The organism is Streptomyces sp. NPDC006259 (assembly GCF_042870975.1).
Classification (GTDB): domain Bacteria; phylum Actinomycetota; class Actinomycetes; order Streptomycetales; family Streptomycetaceae; genus Streptomyces.
Window position 1 is genome coordinate 730,284 of record NZ_JBIAHY010000001.1, and the last position, 20,629, is coordinate 750,912.

Sequence of the window (20,629 nt, forward strand, 5' to 3'; positions counted from 1 at the left end):
GGCCGGTCGGGCCGGGGAGGGTGCTCGGGCCGGGGAGGGTGCTCGGACCGAGGAGACCGGTCCGGCCGAGGAGGGCGCCGCGCACGGCCGGGGCCGCGGAGCGTCAGCGCTGCGCCTTCGTCTTGTAGCCCCGCCCCCACTGCAGCCCCCACCCGTACAACCGGTCCAGTTCGGCCTGGAAGCCGTACACGAACCTCACCTCGCGCCGGACCATCAGCTCCCCCTTCACGTTCTCGATCATCACCACCGCGCAGGAGCGGGCCTGGGGGTGGCGCTCGTCGAGGCCTATCTCGATGCGCGGCCCGTTGCTCGGGTAGAGGGTGACGATCGCGTGCGTACGGTCGAAGGCCGGCGTCTGGTCGTAGATGTAGACGAACACCAGCAGCCGCCTGATGGCGTCCCGGTGGTCCAGGTTGACGTACATCGTCTCGCCGGACCCCGACCCGAACCGGTCGTCTCCGCTCAGCTTCACGTACGGCGCCGCGTTGATCTCGCCGAGCAGGCCGCCCAGCGGCTGGACGACGCCCTTCGTCCCGTCCGCCAGCTCGTACAGGCAGCCCAGGTCGAGGTCGACGTTGACCATGCTCTGGCTGTGTCCCATGACCTCCGGCGGGCGCAGCGCCTTGAACGGGTGGCGCAGCAGGCTCTCCCGCGAGGAACCGCCGAAGTCGGAGGTGCGCATCCGCCAGGTCAGATTGACGCGCAGGTGCCCGGTGGCGGCGTCCTGCTTGGTGAGCGAGACCTGGCTGTGCCGTTTGGTCAGCTCTATCGCATTGCTCGCCGCACTGCCCGAGTCGAAGTCGGCGGCCCTGCCGGGCCGCAGTCCGTCGAAGAAGCCCACTACCGCCCCCAAGTTCCACGCCCGAAACAACGCCTGACCGCACAGTCCCCCGGAAACGACCGGCGGGGCGGCGTCGAGGACCCGTCCTCGACGCCGCCCCGCTCAGAGCGTTCCTCGCGGGGGAGCTGATCACACTCCGGAGGAGACCTCGGTCTTCTCGTCCGAGCCCGCGTCGCCCTCCGCCGCCGCCAGCGCCCGGTTGCGGCGCACGGAGGACCAGAACGACCAGGCGATCAGGACGACACCGACCAGGCCGGTGATGATCTCGCTGATCTGGTACTGGATGGTGACGAGCAGGATCACCGCGAGGGCGCCGATCGCGTAGTGCGCGCCGTGTTCCAGGTAGACGTAGTCGTCGAGGGTGCCCTGGCGGACCAGGTAGACGGTGAGCGACCGGACGTACATGGCGCCGATGCCGAGGCCGAGGGCCATCAGCACGATGTCGTTGGTGATGGCGAAGGCGCCGATCACGCCGTCGAAGGAGAAGGACGCGTCCAGGACCTCGAGGTAGAGGAACATGAAGAAGGCGGCCTGGCCGGCCAGGACGACCGGGGACTTCTGCCTGCCGGTGCGCTGGGCCTCTTCCTCCTCCTCGTGCTCGCGTTCCTCCTCCTCCTCGAGTTTGTCCTCGAAGTAACCGGAGAGACCGCCGACCACCATGTAGGTGATCAGGCCCCCGATGCCGGAGAGCAGGACGGTCTCGGCCTTGTCCGCGTGTCCGGCGTGCAGGTGGGCGTGGGTGGCGACGGTCATGGAGGTGACCAGCAGGACGATCAGGGCGATGCAGACCGACAGCATGTCGACCTTGCCCAGCTTGGCCAGCGGGCGCTCCAGCCAGCCGAGCCACTTGATGTCCCGGTCCTCGAAGATGAAGTCCAGGAAGATCATCAACAGGAACATGCCGCCGAAGGCCGCGATCGCGGGGTGCGCGTCGGTGACCAGTTGCTGGTAGCGGTCCTTGTCGGTGAGGGCGAGGTCGACGGCCTCGATCGGCCCGAGCTGGGCGCTGATCGCGACGATCACGACGGGGAAGACGAGCCGCATGCCGAAGACGGCGATCAGCACGCCGACGGTGAGGAAGATGCGCTGCCAGAAGGCGCTCATCTTCTTCAGGATTCCGGCGTTGACGACTGCGTTGTCGAAGGACAGCGAGATCTCGAGGATGGACAGGATCGCCACGACACCGAAAGCGGTCCACCCCCCGTAGAGCACCGCTGCGACGAGGCCGAGCGCGGTGACCGCGAACGACCACCCGAAGGTTTTCAGAACCACTGGCTACCCAATCCTGTCTCTGGGCCCCGGTCCCCCCAAGCGAAACCTGGGGGAGGGTTTCCCCCGCGCCGTACGCGGCTTTACGAAACGTTGACTCCGAAGTCTAGAGCGATGCCCCGAAGTCCTGACGCGTACCCCTGACCGACCGCGCGGAACTTCCATTCGCCCTGGTATCGGTACAGCTCACCGAAGATCATGGCCGTTTCGGTGGAGGCGTCCTCGCTGAGGTCGTACCGCGCGAGTTCCTGGCCGTCGGCCTGGTTGACGACCCGGATGAACGCGTTGCTGACCTGGCCGAAGGTCTGACCGCGCTCGTCGGCCATGTGGATGGAGACGGGAAAGACGATCTTGTCGCACTGGGCGGGCACCTTGCCGAGGTCGACGAGGATCGACTCGTCGTCGCCGTCGCCCTCACCGGTGAGATTGTCCCCGGTGTGCTCCACCGAGCCCTCGGGGCTCTTGAGCTGGTTGTAGAAGACGAACCACTCGTCGCCCATCACCCGTCCGCCGGTGCACAGCAGCGCGCTGGCGTCCAGGTCGAAGGGGGCCCCGGTGGTGGAGCGCGCGTCCCAGCCGAGGCCGATCATCACCTGGGTGAGATTCGGCGCGACCTTGGACAGGGAGACGTTGCCTCCCTTGGCGAGCGTGACGCCCATGTGCTGGTCCTCCCCTAGGTCGGGCTTCTTCGGTTGTCCTGCACGTCCGGCGCCGCCCGTAAACGGTGCGGCGCCGGACGAAGCCGTCACGTCATCGACGCCGGCGTCCCACAGGGTCGGCTCAGACGTTGACGCCGAAGTCCTGCGCGATGCCGCGCAGGCCCGAGGCGTAGCCCTGGCCGATGGCGCGGAACTTCCACTCCGCGCCGTGCCGGTACAGCTCGCCGAAGACCATGGCGGTCTCCGTCGAGGCGTCCTCGCTGAGGTCGTAACGGGCGATCTCCGCCTCGCCGGCCTGGTTCACGACGCGGATGAACGCGTTGCGCACCTGGCCGAAGGACTGCTGGCGGTTCTCGGCGTCGTAGATCGACACCGGGAAGACGATCTTCTCGACCTCGGCCGGTACGGCCGCGAGGTTCACCTTGATCTGCTCGTCGTCGCCCTCGCCCTCACCGGTGACGTTGTCACCGGTGTGCTCGACGGAGCCGTCGGGGCTCTTGAGGTTGTTGAAGAAGACGAAGTTGGCGTCGCTGGCGACCTTGCCCGAGCTGTTCAGCAGCAGCGCGCTGGCGTCCAGGTCGAAGTCGGTGCCGGTCGTGGTGCGCACGTCCCACCCCAGACCGACGATGACCGCGGTCAGGCCCGGGGCCTCCTTGGTCAGCGAAACGTTGCCGCCCTTGCTGAGGCTGACTCCCACGAGTCCTCCAATGGTGTCCGGGGGCGGGGAGCCCCAATCGTGCGTCGGATATCGGATCAACGATTCGATCCTAGTGAGGGGTTCCCGCCCCCCGCAGGCCCTGGAACCGAAGAATCACCGGGTGTCGGCCCCGGTCCGGCACCGCGGCGGGCCGGCCGGGAGCGGCCGCGTCAGAGCGCGTCGAGCGCCGAGACGTACGCACCGAGGTCGCGGGCGTCCGGCAGGGCGTTGACGACGGTCCAGCGCACGACGCCCTCCTTGTCGATGACGAAGGTGCCGCGCACCGCGCAGCCCTTGTCCTCGGCGAAGACGCCGTAGGCGCGGGAGACCTCGCCGTGCGGCCAGAAGTCGCTCAGCAGCGGGTAGTCCAGGCCTTCCTGCTCGGCGAAGACCCGCAGGGTGTGGATGGAGTCGTTGGAGACGGCCAGCACCTGGGTGTCGCGGTCGGAGAACTTCGGCAGGTTGTCGCGCACCTCGCACAGTTCGCCGGTGCACACACCGGTGAAGGCGAAGGGGTAGAAGAGCAGGACGACGTTCTTGCCGCCGCGGAAGTCGGACAGCTTCACGGTACGGCCGTGGTTGTCCTTCAGCTCGAAGTCGGGAGCCTTGTCGCCGACCTGGATCGCCATCGTCGTGGAACCCTTTCCTGGGGATTCGCCGGAACCGGTTGCGGCATTCGGGTGAGAGAACGCCCGGAACGCCGGGAACCACCCTACGCAGCGGCCACGACGCACCTGTGGACGGGCCGATACGGGATCGGCCCGTCCACAGGCGTCGAGAGGGGTTTCGCGGTTCTCCGTACTTTCACGGTTCTCCGCCACCTCGACGAGGTCACTTCGGGAACGGAATCACTTCCGGAACGAGGTCACTTCGGGAACGAGGTCGTCTCTTGGACGAGGTCACTTCTTGGACTTGGCGGCCTTGGGCGTCACCAGCCGGCTGCCACTCCAGTCCTTGCCCACGCTGACGCTCTTGCTGGCGGACAGACCCGCCGTCGTCGCGGCTTCGGAGATGTCGCTCGGTTCCACGTACCCCGTCCGGCCGGTCTTCGGCGTCAGGAGGAGGATCGAGCCGCCTTCTTCGATGTACGTGGTGGCGTCCACCAGCGCATCCGTCAGGTCGCCGTCATCGTCGCGGAACCAGAGCACCACGGCGTCGGCGACGTCGTCGTAGTCCTCGTCCACCAGATCGCTGCCGATGACTTCCTCGATGGACTCGCGGAGCTCCTGATCGACGTCGTCGTCGTAGCCGATCTCCTGGACCACCTGCTCGGGCTGGAACCCCAGCCTGACGGCAGGGCTCGTCCGCTCCTCCGCGTGGTCCGCGGTCGCGCTCACGGGTTGCCTCCTGATCATGTTTCGGGAATAACTCAGCCACGCGCGTGCGCGAAGCATTGGCCGTAGTCCACACGGGCGGGGCGGATCGCGCAAGTACCCGGCGGTTCGGACCGCCGAAACGGTGACGATCCTGGCGGTGTCGACGCAACTCCAGGCGCGCGATCCAGACGAAAGGTGACGTGCACCACACCTATCTGCCCCGTTTGCGTATTTGAGAACCATCCAAGGGTACGAGACTCGAACGAGTGCCGGTTACCTCGGGGTAGAGATGACGTTTGCGGCCTCGAGGTACACGATGGGGGCGGTGCAGGTACTGGAGAACGAGCGGGACATCAGCCCCACGCACAGCCCCACCACAAGCCCCACAGCCCCACACAGCCCCTCTGACAGGTAAGGACCAGCGTGGCTTCCGGATCCGATCGCAACCCGATCATCATTGGCGGCCTTCCGAGTCAGGTTCCTGACTTCGATCCCGAGGAAACCCAGGAGTGGCTCGACTCCCTCGACGCCGCCGTCGACGAGCGGGGCCGGGAGCGGGCCCGCTACCTCATGCTGCGCCTGATCGAGCGGGCCCGCGAGAAGCGCGTGGCCGTGCCCGAGATGCGCAGCACGGACTACGTCAACACCATCCCGACGCGGGCCGAGCCGTTCTTCCCGGGCAACGAGGAGATCGAGCGGAAGATCCTCAACGCGACCCGCTGGAACGCGGCCGTGATGGTCTCGCGCGCGCAGCGGCCGGGCATCGGCGTGGGCGGCCACATCGCCACCTTCGCCTCCTCGGCGTCGCTGTACGACGTGGGCTTCAACCACTTCTTCCGCGGCAAGGACGAGGGGGACGGCGGCGACCAGGTCTTCTTCCAGGGCCACGCCTCCCCCGGCATCTACGCCCGCGCGTACATGCTCGACCGGCTGAGCGAGCAGAACCTCGACGGGTTCCGCCAGGAGAAGTCGAAGGCGCCGTACGGCCTCTCCTCGTACCCGCACCCGCGGCTGATGCCCGACTTCTGGGAGTTCCCGACCGTGTCCATGGGGCTCGGTCCCATCGGCGCGATCTACCAGGCCCGGATGAACCGCTACATGCACGCGCGCGGGATCGCCGACACGTCGAAGTCGCACGTGTGGGCCTTCCTCGGCGACGGCGAGATGGACGAGCCGGAGTCGCTCGGCCAGCTGACCATCGCGGCGCGCGAGGGCCTGGACAACCTGACCTTCGTCGTCAACTGCAACCTCCAGCGCCTCGACGGCCCGGTGCGCGGCAACGGCAAGGTCATCCAGGAGCTGGAGTCGGTCTTCCGGGGTGCCGGCTGGAACGTGATCAAGCTGATCTGGGACCGCAGCTGGGACCCGCTGCTCGCCCAGGACCGTGACGGCATCCTCGTCAACAAGATGAACACCACCCCGGACGGCCAGTTCCAGACGTACGCCACCGAGTCCGGCGCGTACATCCGCGACCACTTCTTCGGCGACGACCAGCGGCTGCGGGCGATGGTCGAGGGCATGACCGACGACCAGATCCTGCACCTGGGCCGCGGCGGTCACGACCACCGGAAGATCTACGCGGCGTTCAAGGCGGCGGTGGAGCACACCGGCCAGCCGACGGTCATCCTGGCGAAGACGGTCAAGGGCTGGACGCTCGGCCCCAACTTCGAGGGCCGCAACGCCACGCACCAGATGAAGAAGCTGACGGTCGACGACCTCAAGCGCTTCCGCGACCGGCTCCACCTCCCCATCCCCGACAAGGAGCTGGAGAGCGGCGCGCCGCCGTACTACCACCCGGGGCGCGACTCCGAGGAGATCCAGTACATGCACGACCGGCGCAAGGGGCTCGGCGGGTACGTCCCGACCCGTGTCCTGCGCGCCCGGCCGCTGGCGCTGCCCGACGACAAGACGTACGCGACGGTGAAGAAGGGCTCCGGCCAGCAGTCCATCGCCACGACCATGGCCTTCGTGCGGCTCCTCAAGGACCTCATGCGGGACAAGGAGATCGGCAGGCGGTTCGTGCTGATCGCGCCGGACGAGTACCGCACGTTCGGCATGGACTCCTTCTTCCCGAGTGCGAAGATCTACAACCCGCTGGGCCAGCAGTACGAGTCGGTCGACCGTGAGCTGCTGCTCGCGTACAAGGAGTCCCCGACCGGGCAGATGCTGCACGACGGCATCTCCGAGGCCGGCTGCACGGCCTCCCTGATCGCGGCCGGTTCGGCGTACGCCACGCACGGCGAGCCGCTGATCCCGGTGTACGTCTTCTACTCGATGTTCGGTTTCCAGCGCACCGGCGACCAGTTCTGGCAGATGGCGGACCAGTTGGCGCGCGGGTTCGTGCTGGGTGCGACCGCCGGCCGTACGACGCTGACCGGTGAGGGGCTCCAGCACGCCGACGGGCACTCGCAGCTGCTCGCCTCGACGAACCCGGGCTGTGTGGCGTACGACCCGGCGTTCGGCTTCGAGATCGCGCACATCGTCAAGGACGGTCTGCGCCGGATGTACGGCCCGGACAGCGAGGACGTCTTCTACTACCTCACCGTCTACAACGAGCCGATCCAGCACCCGGCCGAGCCGGACGACGTGGACGTGGACGGCATCCTCAAGGGCGTGTACCGCTTCAGCGCGGGCACCTCCGGGTCGATCCCGGCGCAGATCCTCGCCTCGGGCGTGGCCGTCCCCTGGGCCGTGGAGGCGCAGCGGATCCTCGCCGAGGAGTGGGACGTCCGCGCCGACGTCTGGTCGGCGACCTCCTGGAACGAGCTGCGGCGCGAGGCCGTCGAGGTCGAGCGGCACAACCTGCTGCACCCGGAGGAGGAGCAGCGCGTGCCGTACGTGACGCGCAAGTTCAGCGGGGCTCAGGGGCCGTTCGTGGCCGTCTCCGACTGGATGCGGTCGGTGCCGGACCAGATCGCGCGCTGGGTGCCGGGGCCGTACCAGTCGCTGGGCGCGGACGGCTTCGGCTTCGCGGACACCCGTGGGGCCGCGCGCCGGTTCTTCCACATCGACGCGCAGTCGGTGGTCCTGGCGGTGCTGACCGAGCTGGCCAAGGAGGGCAAGGTCGACCGGTCGGCCCTGAAGCAGGCGATCGACCGGTATCAGCTGCTGGACGTGGCGTCGGCCGATCCGGGTGCGGCGGGCGGCGACGCGTAGCCAGGGCCTTTGGGCCGGATGACCGGGGGCGGCGGGGCCGGGACGGCTCCGCCGCCCTTGTCCGTTCCTTACGATGCGGGCATGGAGCAACAATCGGCGCAGGACCGGTGGGAGCGGCGGACGCAGCGGCCGCTGCTGGCGCTGGCCGTGGTGTTCGCGGTCGCCTACGCCGTGCCCATCGTGCACACCTCGGCCCGTCCGTCGCTGAAGTCGGCGTGCGCCTGGGTCGAATGGGGGGTGTGGGCGGCGTTCGCCGTGGACTACGCGGTCCGGCTGGTACTGGCCGAGCGGCGGCGGGCGTTCGTCCGCGCGCAGTGGCTGGACCTGTGCGCGGTGCTGCTGCCGCTGATCCAGCCGCTCAGGCTGCTGCGGCTGGTGTCGACGCTGCTGCTGGTGGGGCAGCGGGCCCGGATGGCCTCCCAGGTCCGGCTGACGACGTATGTCGCGGGCTCGGTACTGGGTCTGCTGATCTTCGGCTCGCTGGCGGTGCTGTCGGTCGAGCGGGAGTCGCCGCAGGGGAACATCCGGTCGCTGGACGACGCCCTGTGGTGGTCGTTCACGACGATGACGACCGTGGGGTACGGCGATCACGCGCCGACCACGGGGCTCGGGAGGCTGATCGCGGTCGGGCTGATGCTGGCCGGGATCGCGCTGCTGGGTGTCGTCACCGCGAACATCGCCGCGTGGTTCATCGAGCGGTTCGAGAAGGACGACGTGGGCGAACGCGAGCGGACGGAGGCGATCCGCATCCTCACCGCCGAGGTCCGCGCCCTCAGGGCGGAGGTGGCGGCCCTGCGTGCCCCGGCCCCCAACGGGGGCGCGGCCCCCAGACCCGCGGCCTTCGCGCAGCCGCCGTCCGACCCGGTGGGATGAGGGATCGGAGGCGCGGACCCGCAAGCCGGGCGCGGCGGTCGTCGCCGGCCGGGCGGTCCGCGAGGTGGGCGTCACCGCCGGGGTGCTGACACTCCCGCCGGTGCCGCGAAGCCCTCGCACCGGGCCCGCCGAGCAGCGGAGATGCGGCCGGTACGGCGGGTGCGGTCCGGGGTCCGGCGGCGGAGCCCCGGGTCAGGGACCAGGGGGCGCTGTCCCGGGGCAGGGACGGGAGGGGGCGGCGGGGGCGAGAACACACCCCGCCGGAGCCCCCCGCCTCACATCAGGCCGTTCCCCGCGGCCCCGGAGAGCCAGACCAGCGCCAGCAGCGTGTCGATCGCCCCGAGGACGACGGCGACCAGGGCCGGCACCGGACGGGGGCCCGCCCAGCTGCGGCCCATGGCCAACCAGCCGCAGACGATCGCCGCGGGGCCGAGAACGATCCCCAGCGCGAAGAATCCGGCGACCGCGCAGACCAGGCCCACGATGCCGAGCGTCGCGCTGTCCGGCCCGGTCCGTGACCACGTCCGGCCACGTGAGCGGGGGTGTTTGCGCGTTCCATGTCCGTAGCCCGCCATCGTCAACTCCCTTGAACCTGGGGCTGCTTCGATGGTCCGGGTACCCGCCTCCCACCGGATATGCAGCAGCGGGCGAGGGCCATGCGGCGCGCTGTCCCCCTCCGGCAGCGCGCCGCAGCCCTGGCCGCCCTCCCATCCGGAGGGCTTGACCCACTGTGACCTGCGGCGCGCACCGGAAGCGAGGAACCTTTAGCGTTGTCACCCTGATAGGGGAATTTCGCTGAAATCCGGTCAGGGCCGGGGCACGGATGAAGCCCGCTCATGGGTGAGGCCCGTCGCAGGTGATGCCCCATCAGAGGTGAGGTCGCGTCAGATGTGGCCGGCCCCGGCGCCCGCCTCCGCGTTCTCCCCGCGCTTGGTGAGCAGCGCGACGAAGACGGCGACCGCCGCGACTCCGGCCGCGACGAGCGAGGCGAGGCTCATCCCGGAGATGAAGGTGTCGTGGGCGACGTCCGTGATCTTCGCCGCGATCTCCGCGGGCGTGCCCTCGGCCACCGGGGCCACCCCGACCTGGACGGCCTCGGAGGCCTGGCCCAGCTGGGCGGGGGTGAGTTCGGGCAGGCCGGCGCCCGTCCAGTTGCCGGGCAGGTCGCTGTCGACCTTGGAGGCCATCACGGCGCCGAGGACGGCCGTACCGAGGCTGCCGCCGATCTGCATGGCGGCCTGCTGGAGACCGCCGGCGACTCCGGACAGCTCCATGGGGGCGTTGCCCACGATGACCTCGGTGGCGCCGACCATGACGGGGGCGAGGCCGAGGCCGAGCAGGGCGAACCAGACGGACATCGCCAGGCTGCCCGTGTCCTTCTCCAGGGTGGACATGCCGAACATGGCGACCGTGACGGACACCATGCCGCCGGCCAGCGGGATGCGCGGGCCGACCTTGGTGATCATCGCGCCCGCCAGCGGGGAGCCGACGATCATCATGCCGGTGAGCGGGAGCAGGTGCAGACCGGCGTCGATCGGGCTCATGCCGTGCACGTTCTGGAGGTAGAACGTCACGAAGAAGAGGCCGCCCAGGAAGGCGATGGCCATCAGGACCATGAGGACGACACCTGCGGACAGCGGTACCGAGCGGAACAGGCCGAGCGGGACGAGCGGTTCCGCGACGCGGTTCTCCCAGAAGGCGAAGCACACGAACAGCAGCACGGAGCCGCCGATGAACGCCCAGGTCCTGCCGTCGCCCCAGCCCCACTCGGGGGCCTTGATCAGGGCCCAGACGAGGCAGAACATCGCGCCGGAGAGCAGCACGATGCCGAGGGCGTCGAAGGAGCGCGGGGCGTTCTCGGCGCGGTGGTCGAGGAGCATCACCAGGCCGAGGGCGGCGGCGAGGACGCCGACCGGCACGTTGATGAAGAACACCGACTGCCAGTTGACGTGCTCGACGAGGACGCCGCCGAGGATCGGGCCGCCCGCGGTGGAGGCGCCGATGACCATGCCCCAGATGCCGATGGCCATGTTGAGCTTCTCGGCCGGGAAGGTCGCCCGCAGCAGGCCGAGCGCGGCCGGCATGAGCAGTGCGCCGAACAGACCCTGAAGGACGCGGAAGCCGACGACGAACGCGATGCTGTCGGACAGGCCGATCGCGCCGGAGGCGCCGGCGAATCCGACGACGCCTATCAGGAAGGTCTGGCGGTGGCCGAAGCGGTCACCGAGCTTGCCGGCGGTGATCAGGGAGACCGCGAGGGCGAGGAAGTAGGCGTTGGTGATCCACTGCACCTGGGCGAAGGTGGCGCCGAGGTCCTTGGCGATGGCCGGGTTGGCGATGGCCACGATCGTGCCGTCGAGGGCCACCATCATGACCCCGACGGCGACGGTGATGAGCGTGAACCACGGATGGCCGCGCAGCCCCTTGGCCGGTGGCTGGTCCGACGGGCCGGAGGACGGCTTGTCCGCCGGTCCCGTCGTGTCGATGGTGGTCTGACTAGTCATGTGTTCGAGGCTAGTGACAGCCACTGACAGTTGACAAACCGATTCACCAGTCGGTTACTGACACGTCATGCGCCCTTCGCCGGGGCCGGGCGGACGGCAGGAGGAAGGGGCGTCATGGAGACCACCGCGCCGCGGCCGGGGCTGCGGGAGATGAAGAAGCGCCGTACCCGCGACGAGCTGCTGCGGGCGGCCGTCCGCCTGTTCACCTCGCAGGGGTACGAGCGGACGACCGTCGACGAGATCGCGCAGGCCGTGGACATCTCGCAGCGCACCTTCTTCCGTCACTTCGCGGGCAAGGAGGAGGCCGCGCTCGCCCTGGAGTCCGTCACGGTGGCGCGCTTCGTCGAGGGGGTGCGCGCCCGCCCGGCCCACGAGGCGCCGATGGAGGCGCTGCGGCAGGCGGTGCTGGAGGGCTGGGGGTCCCTCAGCGAGGCGGTCGAGTCGATCGTGCCCGTCGAGCTGTATCTGCGCATGTACCGGGTGATCGAGTCGACCCCGGTCCTGCTCGCCGCCCATCTGCGGCGCTCGGCGGAGACCGAGGAGGCGATCGCGCGGGTGCTCGCGGAGCGCGAGGGGCTCGACGTGGACGCCGACCCCCGGCCGCGGCTGGCGGTGGCCGTCTTCGGCGCGGTGATGCGGGTGACGGAACGGCAGTGGGTCACGGGCGAGGACTTCAGCGCGGAGGGGATGCGCGAGCTGACGTCCCGGTACCTCGATCAGGTGGGACCGGCCCTGCTGGGCAGCTGGCGGACCGGGACCTGACGTACGGCGTGATCGCGTCCGCCGTGGACGGCGCGGGGCTCGAATCGACTTGGGGCCGTCCAAACGTCCGACGAAACGTGATCTCCGTCACTCCTGCCGCCCGAGACCTCTTCGTTCTCCTAGTGTGTCCTCCCAGTGACTTCCTTCGACACCTCCCCGCAACTGACGGCATGGCGCGCACTGCTCGCACTGGCCGTGGTGTTCGTGATGCTGGCGACCACCGGGTGGACCGCCGTCCACCGGCACGAGGGGACCACCGCCCTCAAGGCCTCGCTCACCGCATGGGAGCGCGGCCGGGTCGCCGGACGGCAGCTGCCCGACCCGCAGGCGGCCCCGGCCCGGCTCTCCCGTTTCTTCGCCTCGCTCACCGCGGCCCAGCGTGCCCGGCTCGCCGAGCGCTACCCCCTCGCCGTCGGCAACATGAACGGCGCCCCCGCGGCGCTGCGCTACCGCGCCAACCGCATCGCGCTCCAGGAGCAGATCGGGGTCGAACGGGCCCGGACGCGGGACGAGCGGCTCTCGCCCGCCGGGCAGTACGAGGCCGGCCGGCGGATGCACCGCTTCGAGTCGATGACCGACCGCGACCGCCAGATCCTCGCCTTCGACCCGGACGGCAGCGGCCGCGTCGCCGAGGTGTTCGGCGACCTCGACCGGGCCGAGCGGATCTCCGTCGTCGTCCCCGGCGTGGACACGGCGCTGCTCACCTTCCAGCGCACCAACCGCAGGTACTCGGCGCCCGTCGGCATGGCCGAGGCGCTGTACGCGGCCGAGCGCGAGGCGGGTCCCACGACGCCGACGGCCGTGATCGCCTGGGCCGACTACACCTCGCCGGCCGGGCTCGGCATCGACTCGGCGACCGCGATGCGCGCCGAGCGCGGCGCCGTACGCCTGAACGCCCTGGTGCGCGGCCTGCCCGGCAGCTCCCCCGTCGCCCTGTTCTGCCACAGCTACGGCTCCGTGGTGTGCGGGGTCGCCGCGGACGCCCTGCCGGACCGGGTGGCCGACATCGCGGTCGCCGGCAGCCCCGGGATGCGGGTGGAGAACGCCGGGCAGCTGCACACCGACGCCCGGGTGTGGGCGATGCGGGACGCCGACGACTGGGTGCAGGACGTGCCCTACCTGGAGCTGGGCGGTCTGGGGCACGGCGAGGACCCGGTGGCCTCCGGGTTCGGCGCACGGGTGCTGTCGGCCCGCGAGGCCAGGGGCCACGGAGGCTACTTCGAGCCGGGCACGGACAGCCTGCGCAACTTCGCGGACATCGGCGCCGGCGCGTACGACTCGGTGCGGTGCGCCGGCGACGATGACGCGTGCCGCGAGGGTCTGCCCGGCACGACCACGGCCGGACGCGCGTAGAGGCGCAGGAATTGCGGTGTGCGCGGGGAGGGACGAGGGAGCGGGTGCCGCATACGATGAGCCGCATGGGTGACGTACTGGCCGGATTTCATGCCGCCTGGGAGTTCGAGTCCGACTCCGTCCTCATCCGCTACGAAAGGGGCATCCGCACACCCAAGCTGCTCTCCGCGCTGGGTGAGCGCCGGATCCCGCTGGCGGCGATCGAGGCGGTCACGCTCGAACCCGGCAGGCGCGGGACCGTGGTCCTGCGCCTCACACCGCGGCCCGGCGCCGATCCGCTGACCGAGGCGGCGGCCGGGCAGCTCAAGGAGACCGCCGACCCGTACCGTCTGGTGCTGTCCGCCGAGCGGGAGGCGCTCGCGGAGTACTACGCCGACGAGCTGCGCGCGGGGCTGACGGAGTCCGGGCCGGCCGAGCGCTTCCTGGTGGCCGCCCCCGAGGTGCCGCTGTCGTTCAAGGCGTACGACGCCAAGGCGTCCTTCGACGGGCGGACCGCGCGGTTCCGCTGGTTCTGGACGGGGGCCTCGTCCGCGAAGTGGAAGGCCGGCGACCAGAGTTTCACGGTGTCGGAGCTGAGCGGGGTGGAATGGCGCTCGCCCGAGGTCCTGGAGGGATACCTGCGGCTGCTGCGCGGGGACGACCCGCCCCCGCCGGTGGACCAGGACCCGGCGGCCGTGGTGTTCGGGCTGGGCTACGGCGCCGTCCACGAGTCGCTGCCGTTCGCGGCGGCCGTCCTGTCCGCGGTGCGCGGGCGTGGGCCCATGGCCTCGGTGGCGGCCACCGGCCCACGCCGCGATCCGGCGGACGTCGCCGAGCGGATCCGTCATCTCGGCGAGCTGCACCGGGCGGGGCTGGTCACCGACGAGGAGTTCTCGGCGAAGAAGGCGGACCTGCTCGCGGAGCTGTAGCGGCCGTTCCTCAGGAGCGGGCCTCCCGGCCGGCCGAGGTGAACGTCATGTCCGCGTACCGGTCGCCCGCGACCTGGTCCGCGATCGGCTCCAGGAGCGCCAGCTCCTCCGCGCTCAACTCGATGGCCGTCGCCCCCGTGTTCTCCGCCACCCGGCCCGCCCTGCGGGTCCCCGGGATCGGGATCACCGGCAGGCCGTGCACGCCGGCCTGCTGCTGGACCCAGGCCAGGGCTATCTGGGCCGGGGTGGCGTCGTGGGCCCGGGCGACCGCGCGGACCGGCTCCAGGAGCGCGGCGTTGACCGCCGCGTTCTCGCCGGTGAAGCGGGGCTGCTGACGGCGGAAGTCGCCGGCGGTGAGGTCCTTCTCGGCGTCGGCGAAGGAGCCGGTGAGGAAGCCCCGGCCGAGCGGGGAGTACGGCACCAGGGCGACGCCCAGCTCGCGGGCGGCCGGCACCACCCGGTCCTCGATGTCCCGGCTGAACAGCGACCACTCCGACTGCACGGCGGCGATCGGGTGCACGCCCCGCGCGGCCCGCAGCTCGTCGGCGGTGACCTCGCTCAGCCCCAGGTGCTTGACCTTGCCCTCGCGCACCAGCTCCGCCATCACGCCGACGGTGTCCTCGATCGGCACGTCCGGGTCGCGCCGGTGCATGTAGTACAGGTCGATGACGTCGACGTCCAGGCGCTTGAGACTGGCCTCGACGGCCTGCCGGATGTAGGGCGCGTCGTTGCGGATGACACGGCGGGTCGGGTCGTCCGCCGGGATCGACAGGGCGAACTTGGTGGCGATGACGACCTCGTCGCGGTGCGCCTTGAAGAACGGGGCGAGGAACTCCTCGTTGGCACCGGCGCCGTACGCGTCCGCCGTGTCGTACAGGGTGACGCCCAGGTCCAGGGCCCGGTCCAGGGCGGCCCGCGACTCCTTCGCGTCCGAGGGGCCGTAGGCGAAGCTCATGCCCATGCAGCCCAGGCCCTGGACGCCCACCTCCGGGCCCGCGTCGCCGAGTCGTGCCGTGGGGATCCTGCTGTCGGTCATCGGGTCCTCTCCGCTTCGTACGCCCCGGTGGCGTCCGAGTAGAACGTGATCTTCCGGTCTAGCACGGCGAGCGTGTCCTGGAGTTCGGCGATCCGCGCCCGCACGTCCCGGCGGGTCTGTTCGAGCAGTTCGCGCCGCTCGCCGAAGGTATTCGCGCCCTCGCGCACCAGCTCCGCGTACCGCACCATGTCGGCGACCGGCATACCGGTCAGCCGCAGCTTCCCGACGAGGTCGAGCCAGTCCAGGTCACGGTTGCTGTAGCGGCGCTGGCCGGTGTGCGAGCGGTCGACGTGCGCCATCAGCCCGATCCGCTCGTACCAGCGCAGGGTGTGCGCCGTCAGGCCGGTGAAGGCGACCACCTCGCTGATCGTGTAGCTGTCCTGCCCGTCGGGGCGGGGATGCCGCGGCGGCGGGGCGGAACAGACGTCGGCGGGGGGCGCGCCGGCTTCGGTCGTCATGGGTGTGGTCTGCAACACCGTCATGCCCTCCACGCTATGACCTTCGAGCGCACTCCAAGCAAGCGAATACGGTAAGAAGTCCGAAGGTAGGCTCATGGTCATGTCGCTCACGAGCCTCGCGCTGATCGAGAACTGGCCGGTCCCCTCCGCCGCGGCGGGTGCCGTACGGGCCGACGGTACGGTCCTGGGCACGCACGGCCCCGTGGGCCGGCGTTTCCCGCTGGCCTCGGTGACCAAGCCGCTGACCGCGTACGCCGCCCTCGTCGCGTACGAGGAGGGGGCGATCGAGTTGGACGAGCCGGCCGGGCCGCCCGGGGCGACCGTCCGCCATCTGCTCGCGCACACCTCCGGTCTGGCCTTCGACGAGCACCGGGTGACGGCCCCGCCCGGGGACCGGCGGCTGTACTCCAACGCCGGTTTCGAGCAGCTCGGGGACCACATCGCGAAGGCGACGGACATCCCGTTCGCCGAGTACCTGCGGCAGGCCGTGCTGGACCCGCTGGGGATGACGGCGACCTCGCTGGAGGGCTCGCCCGCCAAGGACGGCGTGTCCACCGTCGAGGATCTGCTGCGCTTCGCCGCCGAGGCGCAGGCGCCGCGGCTGCTGGACGCGCGGACGGTGGCGGCGGCGATGACCGTCCAATACCCGGGCACCAAGGGCGTGTTGCCGGGCTACGGCCACCAGAACCCCAACGACTGGGGACTCGGCTTCGAGATCCGTGACTCCAAGTCGCCGCACTGGACCGGCGGTTCGTCCTCGCCGCGGACGTTCGGGCACTTCGGGCAGTCCGGTACGTTCCTGTGGATCGACCCCGAGGCCGGGGTCGCCGCGGTGGCGCTGACGGACCGGGCGTTCGGACCGTGGGCTGCCGAGGCGTGGCCCGTGTTCACGGACGCGGTGCTCGGCGAGGTACGGGGCTCCGGTCCCGCGCGCTGAACTCCTCCGCTAACCTCCCTCTGCACACAGCACCCATTGCGTGGACCTCGGGGGAGAAGAATGACAGGCGTTCAACCGGGCGGTCACTTCCGCCCGTTGGAGAGCGGCGACCCGACATCGGTGGCGAGCTACCGGCTGGCCGCACGGCTCGGCGCGGGCGGAATGGGCACGGTGTACCTGTCGTACACGCCCGGCGGGCACCCGATCGCCCTCAAGACGATCCGTCCGGAACTGAGCGAGGACCCGGAGTTCCGCCGCCGGTTCCGCCAGGAGGTGCAGGCCGCCCAGCGCGTGCAGGGCCTCTACACCGCGCCGGTCATCGACTACGACACCGAGGACGCCCAGCCGTGGCTGGCCACCGCCTACGTGGCCGGGCCGTCGCTGGCCGCGGCGGTCGGCGAGCACGGGCCGCTGCCGGTGCCGTCGGTCCTGCTGCTGCTCGCGGGCATGGCCGAGGCGCTGTCGGTGATCCACGGGGCGGGCATCGTCCACCGCGACCTCAAGCCGTCCAACGTGCTGCTCGCCTCGGACGGTCCGCGGGTCATCGACTTCGGGATCGCCCGCGCCGCCGACGCCACCGCGCTGACCGGTACCGGTGTCTCCATCGGCACGCCCGCTTTCATGTCGCCCGAGCAGGCGGCCGGAAAGCCGGTCACGCCCGCCTCCGACGTGTTCGCCCTCGGCCAGGTCGCCGCCTTCGCGGCGCGCGGCACCGGGGCGTACGGGGACGGTCCCTCGCACGCGGTGCTGTACCGGATCGTCCACGAGGAACCCGACCTGGGCGGTCTCGCGGAGCAGCTCGGCTTCATCGCCCGCTGCCTCGCCAAGGACCCGGCCGAGCGGCCCTCCACCGCCGAGATCATCACCCTGTGCCAGGAGGCGTCGCCGACGCCGCTGCGCCAGTCGGGGTCGTGGCTGCCGGAGGCCATCGCCGCGCAGATCACCCAGCGGGTGTCGGCGTCGGCCGCGCTGGCGGCGGCTCCGACGGCCGCCCCGGCCGCCCCCGCGCCCACGGCGCCGGTCACCCGGCCCGACACCCCGGTGCACGCCCCGGCGCACGCGGCTCCCACCCAGGCCGCCACGCACCTGCCGCCGACGCCCTCGTTCGGGCCCGCCACCCCGCCGCCGCAGGCCCCCTTCCAGCCGACCTATGGACCGCCGACCGCACCGCAGCCGCCGCACTTCTCCCATCAGCAGCCCACCTGGCGGCCGCAGCCCCTGCCGCTGCCGCCGAAGCGGAACCAGACCGGCAAGTGGATCGGGATCGCCGTCGCGGCGGTGGCGGGTCTGGCCTGGCTCGGCGGCTGCGCGTCCTTCATCAACGGTCTGGACGACTCGTCGGGCAGCTCCACCGACGGCTCCGACACCTCGGCCACCGGCGGCGCCACCGGAAGCTCCACCGGCGACGGCACCGGTGACGGCACCGACTCGCAGAGCACCCGGACGCAGCCCGACCCCACACCGGTCACCTACCGGGGCATCAACATCCCCGAGAGCTACTCCGTGCGGTTCGCGGACGCCCCGCCGAAGCCCTTCGAGGGCCCCGACGGCAGCAGCCCCCGCTACGCGTCGGACAGCGACCTCTACTACTACGACGCCGGCGGCTGGGACCACGACCCCCTGCTGGGCAGCAGCGGCGAGAAGGTCGTCCTGCTGAACAACGCCCAGAAGGGCTCGCTGGCCACCTGCCGCGCCGAGACCCGGTACACCAAGGAGATCAAGCTCTCCCAGGTCTCCAAGGGTTCGCAGATGTGCGTGCACAGCTCCTCCGGCCACATCGCCCTGGTCACCTTCAAGGGCAGCGCGCCGGAGAACGACCCCAGCGACTACGTCACGGTCGACGTCACGGTGTGGCGCAACGCGGAGGATGCCGACGCCGGGGAGTAGCCGGTCCGCTCAGGCGGACATCTCCCAGACCAGCACCTCGGCCGGGCCCGCCCCGGCCACCAGGCGCAGGCCCCTCTCGTCGGCGGCGCGCACCGCGTCCCCCGGCCCCAGCCGGTGCGCTCCGAGCCGGACGGCGCCGCCGACGACGTGGACGTAGACGCGCGGCGCCGTCGGCACGGCCGTCCGCTCCCCGGCCGCCAGCCGCCGTACGTGCAGCGTCGCGCCCGCCCGCGGGACGGCGTACGGCGTGGCGTCGGCGATGCCTCGGACGAGGTCGTAGGCGGGCTCGCCGCCCGGCTCCGGCGGGGCCAGCCACATCTGCACGAAGGTCAGCGGTACCGCGCCGTCGTTGCGCTCGACGTGCCGCACCCCGGCCGCCGAGCTGAGCCGCTGCACGTCGCCGGGGCGCACCAGCGTCTCGTGGCCGCGGGAGTCGCGGTGGGTCAGCTCGCCCTCGACCACCCACGTCACGATCTCGGTGTGGCTGTGGGGGTGCTCGGCGAAGCCGGCGCCGGGGGCGAGACGCTCCTCGTTGCAGGCGATCAGCGCGCCGAAGCGGAGGTTGCCGGGGTCGTAGTGCGGGCCGAAGGAGAAGGCGTGCCGGGTCTCGATGCCGGCCGCCGGATCGCCACCGGGATAGCGCTCGTCGGCGCGGCGTACGTCCATCACGGGACCACCGTAGACCCGGCGGCCGGCGGGCCGTGCCCTCGCCCGTGACCCGCCCGCCCGGGCTCGTGCCCCCATAAGGCAGTCTTGTCACGTGCCCGAATCCGAACCCGAAGCCCGCGACGCCCGAGCCGCGGCGCACGCCGCCCACGCCCACACCGCGACCCTGAAGCGGCTGGAGAAGTCCTCCGGGAGTCTCGCCGCCCAGGCCATCACGCGCATGGACGAGACGCTGCCGTGGTACCGGGCCATGCCCCCGGAGAACCGTTCCTGGATCGGGCTGGTGGCCCAGGCGGGCATCGCCGCGTTCACGGAGTGGTTCCGGCGTCCGGACGCCCCGCAGGCCATCTCCACCGACGTCTTCGGGACCGCGCCGCGCGAACTGACCCGGGCCATCACCCTGCGCCAGACCGTCGAGATGGTCCGCACCACCATCGAGGTGATGGAGAGCGCGATCGACGAGGTCGCGGCGCCGGGCGACGAGAACGTGCTGCGCGAGGCGCTCCTGGTGTACGCCCGTGAGATCGCCTTCGCCACCGCCCAGGTGTACGCGCAGGCCGCCGAGGCACGCGGTGCCTGGGACGCGCGGCTGGAGTCGCTCGTCGTCAACGCGGTCCTCAGCGGGGAGGCCGACGAGGGCGCCGTCAGCCGGGCCGCCGCCCTCGGCTGGAGCGCGCCCGAACATGTGTGCGTGGTCCTGGGCACCGCGCCGGACGGGGACTCCGAGCTGACGGTGGAGGCGATCCGGCGGGCCGCGCGACACGCCAAGCTCCAGGTGCTCACCGGGGTGCTCGGCGCCCGGCTCGTCGTCATCGCGGGCGGCAGCGACAACCCGATGGCCGTGGCCAAGTCCCTGATCGGGCCGTTCGCCGCGGGGCCGGTCGTCGCCGGTCCGGTGGTGCCCGACCTGCTCGCCGCGACTCGGTCGGCGCAGGCCGCCGCGGCCGGACTCAAGGCGTGTTCCGCCTGGCAGGACGCGCCGCGGCCGGTGCTGGCGGACGATCTGCTGCCGGAGCGCGCGATCGCCGGTGATCCCGGCGCGCGCGAGCAGCTGGTGGAGGAGATCTACAGACCGCTGGAGGAAGCGGGCTCGGCGCTCCTGGAGACGCTCGCCGTCTATCTCGAACAGGCGTCCAGTCTGGAGGGTGCGGCCAGGATGCTGTTCGTCCACCCCAACACCGTGCGCTACCGGCTCCGACGTGTGACTGACGTCACCGGCTGGTCACCGTCGGATGTACGCTCGGCGTTCACCTTGCGCATCGCGCTGATCCTGGGGCGTCTCGTCGACGGAGACCCTCAGAGCTAGC

General features: G+C 71.1%; 19 protein-coding genes. 8 read left to right on the top strand and 11 right to left on the bottom strand.

All coding sequences use genetic code 11. The annotated features are described in order from the left end of the window. Positions 1-103 precede the first annotated feature (103 nt). From ACFYO5_RS03070 to ACFYO5_RS03095, 6 genes are all read right to left on the bottom strand, one after another. Positions 104-841: a Tellurium resistance gene (locus ACFYO5_RS03070; RefSeq protein WP_356560038.1), complete on the bottom strand. Its 738-nt coding sequence runs from the start codon at positions 839-841 to the stop codon at positions 104-106. Positions 842-970: 129 nt separating this feature from the next. Next, positions 971-2,113, bottom strand: a complete 1,143-nt coding sequence (locus ACFYO5_RS03075) for a DUF475 domain-containing protein (protein ID WP_388703520.1) — start codon at positions 2,111-2,113, stop codon at positions 971-973. Between the two features lie 80 nt (positions 2,114-2,193). Continuing rightward, positions 2,194-2,769 carry a TerD family protein gene (locus ACFYO5_RS03080; RefSeq protein ID WP_356559517.1) on the bottom strand — a complete coding sequence of 192 codons (576 nt, stop codon included), beginning with the start codon at positions 2,767-2,769 and terminating at the stop codon, positions 2,194-2,196. Between the two features lie 121 nt (positions 2,770-2,890). After that, positions 2,891-3,466 (bottom strand): calcium homeostasis/redox stress adaptation protein, encoded by a 576-nt coding sequence (locus ACFYO5_RS03085; RefSeq protein ID WP_356559519.1) that lies wholly within the window; start codon positions 3,464-3,466, stop codon positions 2,891-2,893. Between the two features lie 170 nt (positions 3,467-3,636). After that, positions 3,637-4,095, bottom strand: coding sequence for a peroxiredoxin (locus ACFYO5_RS03090; protein WP_356559521.1), 459 nt, complete (start codon positions 4,093-4,095; stop codon positions 3,637-3,639). Between the two features lie 270 nt (positions 4,096-4,365). After that, positions 4,366-4,803 (bottom strand): DUF3052 domain-containing protein, encoded by a 438-nt coding sequence (locus ACFYO5_RS03095; RefSeq protein ID WP_057583034.1) that lies wholly within the window; start codon positions 4,801-4,803, stop codon positions 4,366-4,368. Positions 4,804-5,205: 402 nt separating this feature from the next. On the opposite strand from ACFYO5_RS03095, the gene aceE reads away from it, so the two are divergent. Both aceE and ACFYO5_RS03105 read left to right on the top strand, forming a co-directional pair. Then, positions 5,206-7,938, top strand: a complete 2,733-nt coding sequence (gene aceE, locus ACFYO5_RS03100; protein WP_388703526.1) for a pyruvate dehydrogenase (acetyl-transferring), homodimeric type — start codon at positions 5,206-5,208, stop codon at positions 7,936-7,938. An 81-nt stretch (positions 7,939-8,019) separates the two neighbouring features. Then, positions 8,020-8,811 carry a potassium channel family protein gene (locus tag ACFYO5_RS03105; protein WP_388703529.1) on the top strand — a complete coding sequence of 264 codons (792 nt, stop codon included), beginning with the start codon at positions 8,020-8,022 and terminating at the stop codon, positions 8,809-8,811. Between the two features lie 275 nt (positions 8,812-9,086). On the opposite strand, the gene ACFYO5_RS03110 is transcribed toward ACFYO5_RS03105, so the two are convergent. Both ACFYO5_RS03110 and ACFYO5_RS03115 read right to left on the bottom strand, forming a co-directional pair. After that, the gene (locus ACFYO5_RS03110; protein WP_356559527.1) at positions 9,087-9,386 is read right to left on the bottom strand and encodes a small hydrophobic protein; all 300 of its coding nucleotides are present in this window, start codon (positions 9,384-9,386) and stop codon (positions 9,087-9,089) included. Between the two features lie 309 nt (positions 9,387-9,695). After that, a complete protein-coding gene (locus ACFYO5_RS03115; RefSeq protein ID WP_356559529.1) occupies positions 9,696-11,315 on the bottom strand; it encodes an MFS transporter in 1,620 nt (539 codons plus the stop codon). A gap of 114 nt (positions 11,316-11,429) precedes the next feature. Here ACFYO5_RS03115 and ACFYO5_RS03120 point away from each other — a divergent pair, with 114 nt between their 5' ends. From ACFYO5_RS03120 to ACFYO5_RS03130, 3 genes are all read left to right on the top strand, one after another. After that, positions 11,430-12,077, top strand: coding sequence for a TetR/AcrR family transcriptional regulator (locus ACFYO5_RS03120; RefSeq protein WP_388703533.1), 648 nt, complete (start codon positions 11,430-11,432; stop codon positions 12,075-12,077). 135 nt (positions 12,078-12,212) lie between these two features. Further along, on the top strand, positions 12,213-13,430 hold the full coding sequence (locus ACFYO5_RS03125) for an alpha/beta hydrolase (protein ID WP_388703536.1): 1,218 nt from the start codon (positions 12,213-12,215) through the stop codon (positions 13,428-13,430). A gap of 56 nt (positions 13,431-13,486) precedes the next feature. After that, on the top strand, positions 13,487-14,338 hold the full coding sequence (locus tag ACFYO5_RS03130; RefSeq protein ID WP_388703539.1) for a DUF4429 domain-containing protein: 852 nt from the start codon (positions 13,487-13,489) through the stop codon (positions 14,336-14,338). A gap of 10 nt (positions 14,339-14,348) precedes the next feature. Here ACFYO5_RS03130 and ACFYO5_RS03135 read toward each other — a convergent pair whose 3' ends face one another. Continuing rightward, the gene (locus ACFYO5_RS03135; RefSeq protein ID WP_388703542.1) at positions 14,349-15,374 is read right to left on the bottom strand and encodes an aldo/keto reductase; all 1,026 of its coding nucleotides are present in this window, start codon (positions 15,372-15,374) and stop codon (positions 14,349-14,351) included. After that, positions 15,371-15,856, bottom strand: a complete 486-nt coding sequence (locus ACFYO5_RS03140; protein ID WP_388703545.1) for a MerR family transcriptional regulator — start codon at positions 15,854-15,856, stop codon at positions 15,371-15,373. The genes ACFYO5_RS03135 and ACFYO5_RS03140 overlap by 4 nt, the downstream gene beginning before the upstream one ends. Before the next feature lie 76 nt (positions 15,857-15,932). Between ACFYO5_RS03140 and ACFYO5_RS03145 the strand changes: the two genes are divergently transcribed. Both ACFYO5_RS03145 and ACFYO5_RS03150 read left to right on the top strand, forming a co-directional pair. Next, positions 15,933-16,769 (top strand): serine hydrolase domain-containing protein, encoded by an 837-nt coding sequence (locus ACFYO5_RS03145; RefSeq protein ID WP_388703548.1) that lies wholly within the window; start codon positions 15,933-15,935, stop codon positions 16,767-16,769. Between the two features lie 60 nt (positions 16,770-16,829). Further along, positions 16,830-18,656 (top strand): protein kinase, encoded by a 1,827-nt coding sequence (locus tag ACFYO5_RS03150; protein WP_388703551.1) that lies wholly within the window; start codon positions 16,830-16,832, stop codon positions 18,654-18,656. 9 nt (positions 18,657-18,665) lie between these two features. Here ACFYO5_RS03150 and ACFYO5_RS03155 read toward each other — a convergent pair whose 3' ends face one another. Further along, positions 18,666-19,325, bottom strand: coding sequence for a pirin family protein (locus ACFYO5_RS03155; protein ID WP_388703554.1), 660 nt, complete (start codon positions 19,323-19,325; stop codon positions 18,666-18,668). 91 nt (positions 19,326-19,416) lie between these two features. Between ACFYO5_RS03155 and ACFYO5_RS03160 the strand changes: the two genes are divergently transcribed. Further along, positions 19,417-20,628: a helix-turn-helix domain-containing protein gene (locus ACFYO5_RS03160; protein WP_356559547.1), complete on the top strand. Its 1,212-nt coding sequence runs from the start codon at positions 19,417-19,419 to the stop codon at positions 20,626-20,628. Position 20,629 lies beyond the last annotated feature (1 nt).